At 74.9% G+C, this 12,041-nt stretch carries 9 protein-coding genes; 1 reads left to right on the top strand and 8 read right to left on the bottom strand.

What is annotated here, in order from left to right:
• Positions 1–27: 27 nt before the first annotated feature.
• Genes AB0J57_RS02770 through AB0J57_RS02755 form a run of 4 tightly spaced genes read right to left on the bottom strand, consistent with a single transcriptional unit; the run spans position 28 to position 3,246 of the window.
• A complete protein-coding gene (locus AB0J57_RS02770) occupies positions 28–636 on the bottom strand; it encodes a hypothetical protein (protein ID WP_366126102.1) in 609 nt (202 codons plus the stop codon).
• Positions 633–914, bottom strand: coding sequence for a hypothetical protein (locus AB0J57_RS02765; RefSeq protein WP_366126453.1), 282 nt, complete (start codon positions 912–914; stop codon positions 633–635). The genes AB0J57_RS02770 and AB0J57_RS02765 overlap by 4 nt, the downstream gene beginning before the upstream one ends.
• 2 nt (positions 915–916) lie before the next feature.
• Positions 917–2,686, bottom strand: coding sequence for a hypothetical protein (locus tag AB0J57_RS02760; protein WP_366126101.1), 1,770 nt, complete (start codon positions 2,684–2,686; stop codon positions 917–919).
• A gap of 50 nt (positions 2,687–2,736) precedes the next feature.
• Positions 2,737–3,246, bottom strand: a complete 510-nt coding sequence (locus AB0J57_RS02755; RefSeq protein ID WP_366126100.1) for a hypothetical protein — start codon at positions 3,244–3,246, stop codon at positions 2,737–2,739.
• Positions 3,247–3,439: 193 nt separating this feature from the next.
• Between AB0J57_RS02755 and AB0J57_RS02750 the strand changes: the two genes are divergently transcribed.
• Entirely contained in the window at positions 3,440–5,329 is a 1,890-nt protein-coding gene (locus AB0J57_RS02750) for a caspase family protein (RefSeq protein WP_366126099.1), read from the top strand.
• Here AB0J57_RS02750 and AB0J57_RS02745 read toward each other — a convergent pair.
• From AB0J57_RS02745 to AB0J57_RS02730, 4 genes are read right to left on the bottom strand one after another with little or no spacing between them, the layout of a single operon-like run.
• Positions 5,310–9,476 (bottom strand): CHAT domain-containing protein, encoded by a 4,167-nt coding sequence (locus AB0J57_RS02745; protein ID WP_366126098.1) that lies wholly within the window; start codon positions 9,474–9,476, stop codon positions 5,310–5,312. The two genes, AB0J57_RS02750 and AB0J57_RS02745, sit on opposite strands and share 20 nt — an antisense overlap.
• A gap of 2 nt (positions 9,477–9,478) precedes the next feature.
• Entirely contained in the window at positions 9,479–10,132 is a 654-nt protein-coding gene (locus tag AB0J57_RS02740) for an RES family NAD+ phosphorylase (RefSeq protein WP_366126097.1), read from the bottom strand.
• A gap of 5 nt (positions 10,133–10,137) precedes the next feature.
• Positions 10,138–10,815 carry a hypothetical protein gene (locus AB0J57_RS02735; RefSeq protein WP_366126096.1) on the bottom strand — a complete coding sequence of 226 codons (678 nt, stop codon included), beginning with the start codon at positions 10,813–10,815 and terminating at the stop codon, positions 10,138–10,140.
• Positions 10,812–11,972 (bottom strand): hypothetical protein, encoded by a 1,161-nt coding sequence (locus tag AB0J57_RS02730; protein ID WP_366126095.1) that lies wholly within the window; start codon positions 11,970–11,972, stop codon positions 10,812–10,814. Before AB0J57_RS02730 ends, AB0J57_RS02735 begins: the two co-directional genes overlap by 4 nt.
• Positions 11,973–12,041 lie beyond the last annotated feature (69 nt).

The raw sequence follows: 12,041 nt of genomic DNA, 5'->3' as shown, positions 1-12,041 counted from the left end.
GGTGTTACGGAAAAGAGGGCGGGCGGTTCAGTCGGTGATGACCCGCCGCCTGGGCGCCGCCGCCGGGTCGTAGGCCCAGGCGTCAGCCGGGGGCCGTGCCGGGGCGGACGGCGACGACGGCGGTGCCGGCGACGACGGCGCTGCCGGGTCCTGGGCGAGGACCCCGGTGAGCGAGTTGTCCCGCAGCGTGCGGCGGCGCTGCTCGACCCAGTACGCGTCGGCGCCCTCCGCCCGCGCGGTCTCCTCCAGGTTCCGCTCCAACTGGGCCTGCAACTCGGGGACCTGGCGGTCGACGAGCTCGGTGAGCTGTTCACGCAACCGCTCCGGCAGCCCCGGATGGCGGGCCAGCAGGCGGATGCTCTGGAGCCCCGCCCTGGCCTGGGTCAGTGCGCGCCCCGCGGAGAACTCGTCGTCGGCCCCCTCCATGGCCCGTACCAGCGAGTCGGCCCAGGCCTGTAGCCGGGTGCCGAGCGCCTGGGTGAGGTGCGTGGTCAGCCGGGCCATGGTGTCGCCGTCGTACCGGCCCTCCTCCACCGGCGGCAGCGCACCCGGGTCCACCGGCTCGAACGCCGCCCAGCGGCGCAGGAAGCCGACCCACTCCTGGTACGCCCCGCCGTGCCCCCACAGGCCGCTCACTGTTCGGAGCCCGGACGACGGCGCACGAAGGTCTCACCCGGGGGCAGCGGCTCCCAGTCCGGGAGTCCCTCCACGACCCGCCGCAGCCGGTTCGTCGCCCGCTCGGCCTGTGCCGCCGCGCGGGAGGCCGCCCACGGCGAACCGGTCGCCGCCGGTCTGCGCACCGGCGGCGGGGAAGCGGGCGGTGAAGCGGGCGGGGCAGCAGGCGGTGGCGGGCCGGCCTGCGACTCCCGCGACTCGCGCGGCGGATGGTGCGGCTGCGGCGGCACATGCGGCATGCTCACCGGTCGTCCTCCTTGCGTACGGTGCGGCCCTCGAACGGTGAGCCGCCCTCGGTGGCGGTGCTCAGCGAGGTGATCAGCTCACGGCAGCGGACCTCGACCGCGTCGGCGGCCCGGAACTTCTCGTACCAGTCGGTCAGTTCGGCGGAGGCGGCCCGGAGCTGGTGCAGCGAGTCCGTCTTCGCCTGCTCCAGCAGCCGGCGCGCGTTCGCCTGGTGGTTCTGGGCGGCCCGGGCGCCCTTGAAGATGAACGCCCCCCAGATGCCACCGGTGACGAGGGCGGCGAGCAACGCGAAGCCGAGGCTGATCTGGCCGATGATCACCAGGATGCCGACCACCACGAGCGCCGGCGGCAGCACCTTGTTCACCATCGGGTACGCGAGCCCGTTGATGAAGGGCGCCATGTGCTGGTCCCAGTGCCCGGCCAGCGAATCCTCCAGCGTGGCCAGCGGCTGGGTGAACGACCCCTGCCACGGCGGTAGTTGGAACATCTGCGCGCCCACGCTGTGCGCCGAGCCGAACGAGGCCCGCACGTCCTGCGGCACCGCCGCCCGGCAGTCGCGGGTGAAGCCCGCGTGCGCCTGGAAGAACCACTCGTGGCAGGCCGCCACCGCCAGCCGCTGCGTGGCCGCCGAGGTGCCGATGGCCGCCGGGTTGAGCGCGGCGGCACTCTGCACCGTCAGGTAGTCGAGCGTCTCCTCGTACGAGGCCGAGTCGGCCTCCGCCGCCGAGCGGGCCGCGTCGAGGTCGCCGTCGTGGTCGACGACCGCCTTGTTGAACGCGAGGTCACGGCGCAGCGGCAGCTCGTCGTCGTCATACTCCGAGACCAGCCGGTCCAGGATGTCGTCGACCGCGTCCTCCAGCCGGCCGGAGGGCTGGAACTCCTGCTCCATCAGGGCCGTGTACTTGTCGAGCAGCGCCTGCTGCGCGCGGGCGGCGGACAGCACGGCGTCCAGCTCCGGCCACTGCGGCGACACGCTCGCGAGGCGCGGGAACTCGGCCTTGGCGGACGGGGCGCGCAGCGTGTCGATCTCGTCCCGCCAGCGCTTGACCTGCCGCGCCCGGGCGTCCGCGCTGTCCATCAATTGCTCGCGCCAGCCGTGCAGCGTCTTGTTCAGCAGCTCGCGCCCCTCCAGTCCGAAGGCGCCCTGCGCGATCGACTCCAGGATGACCGCGAACTCCCGGCCCAGCCGGGCCGGGTCCTGGGCGAGGAGGTAGTGCCTGAGCCAGCGCACCGCGCCCTGCCGTCGGTTCTGGCGGCGCAGCACGAGGGCGAAGAAGAGCGACGTCCGGTCGGGCGAGCGGCGGAACGCCTCCTCGACGGCGCGCTCGCACAGATCCCGGTCGTCGGCGGACCAGGACGCGAGCGCGACCAGCGCGGGCGCCAGCCAGTAGCGGGGGGTCTGGAGCATGAGCTGCTCGCTGACCATCCGGACGTTCTCCTCGGACACCAGGCCCACGTCGAAGGCCTGGAGCATGCCCACCGCCGTGCGCCGGACCGTCTTGTGGTGGCCGAACTCGTGGTCGACCTGGTCCTGGATCACGCCGATGCGCGTCTCGGCCCGCTGCACGTTGGCGATGAGCTGGGACCGCTGCATGAAGGCGAGGAAGTCGTTGCGCAACTGCTGGAGTTCGGTGGCGGTCTGCTGCTGCTTGGCCTCGACGGACGAGACCTGGCCGGACACCGATCCGACCTGCTCGCTCAGCCGGGCCACGAGGTTGCCGACCTCCCGCACCTTCTGGTGCAGCGCGAAATCCACCTCGACCATTCGGATCTCCGTTCAGGGTGGTGCTGGGTAAGGGACTGCGGGCTACGGGGTCACGGACGGACGACGGTGCCGTCGTCGAGCACGGGGAGCACCAGACCGCCGCTGTAGACCTCGACGTACGCGTAGCCGCCCGAGCGCGCCAGCATCCGTGCCTTGGAGAAGGGCTCCGGCATCGGGTCGGCCGGGGCGAAGTGCTGGACGATGACGTGGAACAGGTTGAGCTGGTGGTCGACGAAGGGCGGCCCGAGATAGCAGCGCGCGACGAAGCCGAGCGGTACGTCGCCGTGAGCCGCGGCGTACTCCTCACGGGCCCACTCGGCGAGCTGCCGGCACGCCGTCTCGTCGAGCCCGGCGTCGAGCCGGCCGACGGCCTGGCGCAGCCGGTCCGAGCGGCGGTCGTAGAGCCCCTGCCGCGACGGATCCACACCGGCCCCGCCGGTCGCGGCGGTGTGCGGTCCCGCCGCCCCCGTGGTGAGCCGCCGGCCCGTACGCGGTGCCGGACCGGACGATTCCGTCCCGCCGGACCGGACGACGCGCCGGGGACGCTCGATGTGCCCCATGTGTCCCCCGAATGTCATGGGTGGTGACCCGACAGATCTCGTGTGTGACGTGAAAAGACTAGTGACGCATCATCAATGATGGTTTCCGAACAGCGGATTGTCGCCACCGGAACCCAACGACGCCCAGAACACGACCTGTTTTCGGACCGGCCCGCCCCGCGACCGCCGGCACCCGGCTGACAGACTCTCCGCCATGGGCTCGTTCTATGCACTCATGGTCGGGATCGACGACTACCCGCCCGCCGTCGCCACCCCCCTCGCCGGCTGCCTCAACGACATCGCCGAAGCCGCCAGGCTGGTCCGTGACCGCACGCCCGGCGGCGAGGGGGACATCCGTACGCTCCTGAACGCCGAGGCGACCGCCGCGGCCGTCGAGGACGGCATCAGGAACCACCTGGGGCAGGCCGGGCCCGGCGACACCGCGCTGTTCTGGTTCTCCGGGCACGGCACCCAGTCCCGGGCACAGGACGAGGCCCACCTCCGCATCGAGGCGACCGGGCGCAACCAGGCCCTCGTCTGCGTCGACGGACCGCTGCTCGACAAGCGGCTGGGCGTACTCCTGGACGCCGTGGCGGCGGGCGGCGCCCACGTCGCGGCGGTCCTCGACTGCTGCTTCTCCGGCGGCGCGACCCGCGACACGGAGCTGACCGCGCGCTACGCGCCCCCCGCCGCGCACTGGAACCTCGGCGCCCCGGCCGGCTCGTCCGGCTCCCGGGACGCGTCGCACGAGGGCGGCGGTCCGGCGCCGCGCCACGTCCTGATGGCCGCGAGCCGCCTCAACCAACTGTCGTACGAGGGCGATTACGGCGGCCGCCGCCACGGCGCGTTCACCCACGCCCTGATCGGCGCCGTACGGGACGCGGGACCGGACGCCACCTACCGCCGGCTGCTGTCCGCCGCCGACGCGCGGCTGCGGCGCGCGGGCGGGCGGCAGCAGCCCGTCCTGTACCCGGAGGACGCCGGCGGGGTCGCCGACCTGCCGTTCCTGGGCGGTACGGCCGCCCGCCTCCCGAGCCCGTACCTGCTGCGTTTCGGCCCGGACGGCTGGGAGGTGGACTGCGGTACGAGCCATGGCCTGCCGGGCGGTACGGCCGTGGCGGGCACCGCGTTCACGCTGGTTCCGGAGGACGCGGGCGCCCCGGCGCCCACCGTCACGGCCCGCGCCGTCGAGGCCGGACGCACCCTCGTCGACCCGGTCGGCTGGGTACCGTCACCCGCCCGGGTCTACCCGGTCGCGCTCGCCGCGCTGCCCCAGCCGCCGGCCACCGTCACGCTGACGGCACCCGGCCGGTCCGGTGCCGAGGACGACGTACGCCGCCGCGTCGCCGCCTCCCCGCTGCTGCGCCTGTCCGACGACACGGCCGCCCCCGGGACGGCCGGCCCCGGGCGGAGCGGCCTCCACTTCCGCGTCCACGTGGACGGCGGCCGCGCCCACGTCCTGCGCCCCGACGGCACGCCCTTCACCGACCCCCTCCCGCTGACCGGCCGCCACGACGCCGACCGGGTGGCCGAGTGCCTGACGCACCTGACCCGCTGGCACCAGATCCGCGACCTGACGCCCGGTCCCTCCCGGCTCGACGGCCTGGTCCGGGTGGAGATCGCGCCCTGGGACGGCCCCGAGCCCCTGACGCCGGACGGCGACGGGGAGATCGTCTGCGCCTACACCCCCGGACCCGACGGGCCCCGGCCGCCGAGGGTCTCCGTACGGCTTCACAACCGCTCCACCGACCGGACCCTGTGGTGCGTCCTGGTCGATCTGACCGACAGCTACGCCAGCCACACGCTGCTCTACCCCGGCCACTTCATCGGACCCGGCCGCACCGGCCACGCCCTCGACGGCGAACCGGTCCAGCTCTCCCTGCCCGCCTCCCGGCCCGTCGTGCCCGGCGCGAGCACGCAGGACTGGCTGAAACTGATCGTTTCGGAGAGTGAACTCAACACCGCCCCCTACCACTTGCCCGCCTGGAACCCCGAGGCCCCCGGTGGCGCCCGCGACATGGGCGGGGTGCCCGCGCCCACCGGCCGGTGGACGGCCCGCACCATCCACCTCCGTACGGTCGTCCCTACTGCCCCAGGTGCGTGAACCCGGCCCAGGCGCTCAAGTCGTCCGGGTCCACCCGCCCCGCCCGCTCGGCGAGCAGCGGCGGCAGCTCGGCGGGCAGCTCCCGCGCCGGGTCCAGCATCCACAACTGGGCCCGGCGCAACGCCTTCGCGGGCGGCTCGCCCTCCCGGCGCAGGTAGTGGTGGACCATGAACATCAGCACCGACGTCGCGTCGTCGGGCACCGGCCACAGCGAGCCGATCACCGACCGCGCCCCCGCCACCATGAACGCCGTGGCGAGGCTGTACGCCTCGTTGTGCCCCCGCCCGGACACATGGCTGCGGCACGCCGCCAGCAGCACCAGCCCCAGGCTGCCGCGCGCGCCGCCGCCGACGGCCTCGGTGAGTTCCTCCGCCGACAACTCGCCGCCGTACAGCGACAGATACGCGCTGCGCCGCGCCTTCTCGGCGACCGTGGCGTGACACGCCAGGTGCAGCACCCCACCGTCGGCCGCGCCGCCGCGCAGCCAGGACACCACCTCCCGGGGCGTCCCCGCCCCGGCCACCTGCCCGCCGTCGCGCCGCCCGAGGAACTGCCCGTCCGGGTAGAACACACGCTGCACGGCGTCGGCCTCCTCACCCGCGAACCGCAGATCGCCGGTCGGATTGCCCACGATGAGCGCCGCACCGTCCCGCAGGGCACCGTCCCGCCCCGGGCCCGGATGTGCCGAGGGCCTCGCCGCCACCTCGCAGAGCAGCCGCGCGGACGCCGCGTACGAGATCTCGGCCTCCTGGAGCGCGTAACGGCGCCGCCCGCCGCCGGCCGGCTCCCACGCCGCGTGCCACGGGACGAGCCCGAGCCGCCCCATCGGCACGAGCACCAGCCGGGGGACCCGCCCCGGGCGGCTCGGCGCGGCGAACGCGTCGAACAGCGGCCGTATCCCGGCGTACCAGGCCCACCCGCACAGCCGGTCGAGCTGCGCCCGCAGCTCGGGGACCCGCGCCGCCGGAGCGTCCGTCACCGGGCCCATGTCCCGCGCTCCGCCCGGTTCCGGCAGGTAGTCGCGCAGCGGCGCGGCCTGTTCGTTCAGGGTCGGCAGGGGCACCGCGTGCACCTCGCCCGAGGACGTCACGACCACCGCCGTACCGCCCGACTCCTCCGACGCGGGCACCAGATACACCAGCGCGTCCTTGCCGACCGCCCGCAGCGCCCCCCCGATCTCCCCGGGCTCCGGCGGCTCCAGCAGCCGGCCCTGCAACGCGCCCTCACCCGTGAGCACCGCCAGGACCCGGCGGCGCAGCTCGCTCGGCACGCTCATCGGCTCCCGTACGGCGGCCAGCGGATCGGTGGCCGGGTCGGTGCCGGCCACCGTACGCCACTCGTCGGCGAGGTCCTCGCGGCCGGCGGCGACGAGCCGTTCCGGCACCGTCATGGACGTGGTGGCGGCGTGCAGGACCAGCCCGCGGCACGAGTCCAGGGCGGTCACCGCCTCCTCGGGGACGTTGTCCCGCAGGCACCAGCCCGCGACCTCCAGCGCCGTCCCGGTGGCCTCCGCCGCCGCCTCCGCCGCGTGGTCGGTACCGGACTGGAGCAGCGCCGCCCAGGCGTGGCCGCGCAGCGCCTCCAGGCCGTTGCGCCGGCCCGCCTCCCGGTCGCCGCGGTACAGCGACCCGCGCATGCGGTAGGCGCGGCCCAGCCCGAGGCGGACACTGGCGTGCAGCCGGTGCTCGGGCCCCGTAACGGCCGCGTTCGCCTCCTCGAGCAGGGCGATGCCCTGCTCCAGGTGCGTGTCGCGGGCGCGCCGGTCCCGCTGGGCGGACGCCAGCGCGCAGTGCCCGGCCCCCAGGCAGTTGGTGTACCTCAGCCAACTGTCGCTGCCCTTGTCGACGAGCCCGTGCGCCTCCCGCACCAGCTCCATGGCCTCGGCGATCCCGGCCGGGTCCTGCCTGCCCACCGCCCCGACGAACCGGGTCAGCCCGCCGTCACCCAGCACCCAGGCCCGGTGGTCGCGCGGCAGCCGTGCCGCGTCCTTGCGGAGCCGCGCCGCCGTGGGACGCCCGGGCAGCGGCGGCGCGGCCGGTGCCCCGAGACGGCGGGCGAGGTCGTCACGGGTGACGCGGGAGTTCTCGATGGCGGTCCACAGCTCCACCCGCGACGGGTCCTCCGGGTCGAGCCCGCCGTGGACCTCCAGCATCAGGGCGATCCTGGCGTCCACGGTCGCCAGGTCGCCCCGCCGGGCGGCCAGGTGTGCCTCGTGCGACGCCTGCTGGGCGTCCATCAGCAGGCGTACGTGCGGGGTGATGCGCGGGTCGTCGCGGATGCGGCGCCAGTCGTCGATGCCCGCCTCGACGTCGTCGGTGGCCCCGGCGGTCTGGCCGCGGTGCGTGCGGGCGACGAGGGTCACGAAGTCGAGGTCCCCCTCCGGCATCCCGCCGTCGGCCGACGCCGTCGTACGCGCCTCGGCGAAGTGGGCCATCACCTCGTCCATCCGTGCGCCCGTCCCGGCCATCTCCTCCCGCATCCGCACGGCACCGGCCACGGCGTGCGCCTTGCTGCGCCACGCGGGGTCGTCCTCGTCACCCGGCCGCAGCAGGGCGCGCATCAGTTCGGTGCGCCGCTCCTCGTCGACCCGGTCGCCGTGCGGATCGAAGAACGGCAGGTGGGTGAGGAGCATCGCGGCACCCTGCGAACGCTCCCGGCTGCCCTCCTCCAGCTCGCACCAGTTCTCGTAGAGCGCGTCGAACCCCCGGGCGAGCCGATTGGCGTCGGTGATCTCGCCGGACATGCCCGGGAACCCGTAGTCGGTGTCCAGGTCGAAGAAGAGCCGGCCCTCCTGGATCGCCTGGAGCATCTCCAGGTACATGCGGCGCGTCTCCTCGAAGCCGAGCCCCTCCGGCAGGTCCCCGGCGGCCGGTTCGATCCCGCGCTCCTCCATCCGCTGCCGCGCCCAGTGGGCCATCAGCCGGGCGCCGTTCCTCAGGTCCGGGTCCAGTCCCTCGTCCTGGAGGGCGAGCGCGGCGCCGCGCGCCACGTCCTGGAGCCGCTGCGGATCGTCCGGGTCCTCCTGGTGGCGGATCTGCTGGAAGGAGGCCAGGCAGAAGGCCGCGGCGGTGACGCTCCCGTCCCGTTCCGGCCGCCACTCCGCCACCGCCCGGCGCATCAGCGCCAGCGCCCGGTCACGGCCCGGCGCGTCGTGCCGGGCGGCGGCCCGCTCGTACAGCAGCCGCCCGAACACGTCGAGGTACTGCGGCATCAGCCGGTCCAGGGCGCCCTCCACGGCCAGCAGCGCCTTCAGCTCCGTCTCGGCCGCCGCAGCGTGCCCCTGGTCGTGCCACGTGGCCCAGATCATCGCGCGGATGAACACACCGCGGACCTGCGCCTCCCACACCCACTCGGGCTCCGGTCCGCCACCGCGCCGCGCCTCCGCCACCGCCCGGCCGAAGGCGTCCCTGGCCTCCTCCAGCTCGTCCCGGTCCCGCCCGGCCCGGCCGTGCAGCATCAGCGCGATGCCCAGACCGCAGCGTACGAAGGGCAGATCCGTCCCGGGCAGCGCGGCCTCCAGCACCGCACGGAAGTGGCCGGCCGAGACCGCCGCGTCGTCCATGCTGTCGCGCACCATGCACCGCTCCAGGTACAGGTGGCCGAGCGCCTCCCGGAGGTCCACCGCCTCCGCCGTGCCCGGGCCGAACACCGCCAGGGCTTCCTCGTGCCACCGCAGCGCCTCGCCGAGCAGGCCCTCCCGCTCACCGTCGTCCGCGCGCGCCTCGTACCGGGCCTTGGCGCCGAGGGCCAGCAGGTGCACCCCGACCGCCCGGACCGCCGTGTACTCCTCGTCGTCCGGCGGCAGTCCGCCGACGCCCGTGAGAGCCAGCTCCATGACCTCGTCGAGACGTTCGGCGGTCGGCTCCTCGTCGTACCCGAAGGCCAGGACGTGGCCGTACTGGATCCGCCACATGTGCCAGTCGCCGTCGTCGCCCGGCCGGCGGAAGGCCAGCTCGAACGCCTCACGGGCCAGCTCCAGGTCCTCCGGCTCCCGGTGGCGGAGGTACAGCGCGTAACTGATCCGGCCGGTGTGCGCGCAGCACGCGGGCGCGTGCGGGTCGTCGGCGGGCATCCGCGCCAGGGCGTCGAGGAGTTCGTCGCGCTCGCCGCGCAGCTCGTCGTCGGTGGGCGTGTCCGGTTCGTTCATCGTCAGGGGGCGAGCCTCACGTGGTAGGGCTGGAGGACGGAGTCGAGCCACTCCTCGCCCTCCAGGGTCCCGAAGTCGACGGCTCCCTCCGCCACGGCTTCGACGGCTCCCGGCGGGCAGCGGTCCCCGAAGAGGACCACGGTGCGGTCGCCCGGCTCCCGCTTGGACGACCAGATCAGGCCCTGGGCCCAGGGATCGGTGTGCTGCCGGATCCAGTGCGCCCAGTCCCGCGTGTACGCGTACTCGTGCGCCTCCGTGTGGACCAGCCAACTGTCCTGGTGGACGGCGGCCAGGTCCCGCGCGGACACCAGCGAGACGACGTCCACATCGGTGCCGAGCCGCAGCCGGGAGAGCCGCCGCCGCGCCACGCTCACCCGGGGCAGCAGCCGGGGCCCGCCCGCCGGGTCGAACGGCAGCGACCGCAGCAGCGTCTCGCACAGCGCCGCCTCGGCGCCCAGGCCCGCGTACAGATAGCCGTACGGGTCGCACGCCGTACCGTCGAACCGCCCACCGCCGTACAGGCAGTGGGACGGCACCGGGTTGAACGCGGCGGCGTCCCGGTGCGCCGCGTGCACCCGGTACAGCGTGGTGCCCCGGGGCAGGGTGACCTTGCCCGGGGTGCCGGTCATGGCCTCGGGAGGCCGGTAGTTGGGCACGGCTGCTACTCCCCGTCCATCAGGAAACCGGCGGTGTCCACGAGCCTGCGGTCGGCGCCCGTGCCGAGCAGCTCGGCGGGCGCCGTGCCCAGCCAGGCGTTGCCGGACAGCCACCAGTCGGCGGCGCCCCACGGGTCGCGGTCCGCCTCCAGCAGGGTGTTGACCTCCAGGACGACCATCCAGGGCAGCACGTCCTCGGAGAACTGGAACCTGGGCAGCCGCACCGTTCCCCCCGCGCCCCGCAGCCGGATCAGTTCCGGCGCGTACGGGTCGCCGCCCCGGCGCAGCACGTCGTCGGCGCTCAGGCCGGGCACCGCGAGCAGCCGGTCGCGCACCGGCCCCAGCACGGGGCCCACCATCCGGTGCCCGTCCACCAGCAGCACGGCCAGGTCCTCGGCCCGGAAGCCCAGGTACGTGTCGTCGAGGGCGTCCACCATGTCCACCGCGTCCGCCACCAGCCGCGCCCCGCCCGGACCGCCGAACTCCTCGGGCAGCTCCTCCCGCAGCACCCGGGCCGCCGCCTCCGCCGCCCCCCGGAGCTCGCCCTCCCCGGCCCCGTCCGCCCGCTTGCGGCGTACGTCGGTCAGGAGCGCGGCCAGCCGGTCGCGCAGCGGGCCGTCGATACGGCCGGCGACGCGGTCCCAGTGGGCCGCCGCGGCCGCCAGCACGGCGTACGGATTCATGGGGTCCCCCCATCCTGTGCGTGGTCGTGGGCGAGGTCATGGGTGAGCAGTCTCTCGACGAGATCCGCGCGGGCGTGCGCGCGGACGACGAAATGGACCTCCCAGTCCGTGCCGCGCTCCCGGCCCCGGGCCAGCTCCGCCTCCACGGCCGGCCACACCGCGCCGAAGCTCTCCAGCGGGGTCAGCCCGCCGCGCCCCGCCCCCAGCAGCGGCAGGCACACCGAGCGCAGCGGCGGGTCGAAGCGGGCCGACTCCTCGGCCAGCAGCGCGAACGCCCGGGCCACCCCACGGGTGACGTCGGCGGGCTGGACGTCGTAGTCGTTGGTGCCGGGCCTGGGCTGTGCCACGGCCACGTGGTAGATCCGCCGGACGCCCTGGGCGGCCAGCGCACCGGACGAGGTGGGCGCGACCGTACCCGGCAGGACCGCCCGGCCCGGCGTCCCGTGCCGGGCGGCCCACCCCCGTAACTCGTCGTGGATGTGGTCCGCGACGAGTCCCCCCGTCGGGTCGAGTTCCGCACCGGCGCGCCGCAACGTGGCGGAGACGGACGACTTGTAGGTGGCGGGCAGCGCGAAGTACGTGTTGGTGGGCGACACGATGACGTCGACGTCGCGGAGCAGGTCCACCGAGTGGACGTGGACGCGTACGGTCGCCGGACCCCGGGTGCGCACGGTGCGGTGCGTGCGGTGCACGGCGGCGACCGCGAGAGGCAGCGCGTCCGTGCTGTCCGCGCCGCCGGACCCGGCGAGCCCGACCAACTGCTCCGCGATCTGCCCGAGCACCATCAGCTCGTGGTGCTTGCGGAACCTCTCGACGCTGACGCCGTACACCTGGGCCGCCCTCCGGCGCCGGTCGGCGGCCGGCCAGTCACGGGTGCCCTGGGCGAGCCCGAGGCTGTACTCGGCGGCCGTCTGCAACGACCCGCCGCCGATGCGGGAGACCGCGGCCCGTAACAGCCGCTCGACGGCGCCACCGGCGCCCGCCGCCCCGGCGTCCGCCGGGCCGCCCGCCGCCCCGCCGGCGGACAAGCCCCGGGCGATGCGGCCGAGTTCGGGCACATCGAGCTCGCGCAGCCTGACGACACCGGCTCGCCTCACCTTCCTCACCTCCGCAAGGACCGCCCCGTGTTCAGGCAGGTGAGGAGGGTGGGAGGGCATGGCGGAAAGGATCGCACCCCCGCCACCCGCCTCACAAGCCGGTTCCGCGCTCTCCATTGCACCGGACCT

Origin of the sequence: Streptomyces sp. NPDC049837, from assembly GCF_040674455.1 — a bacterium.
Lineage (GTDB): Bacteria > Actinomycetota > Actinomycetes > Streptomycetales > Streptomycetaceae > Streptomyces.
The sequence above is the reverse complement of the archived record's forward strand: the minus strand, read 5'-3'. Positions and strand labels throughout refer to the sequence as shown.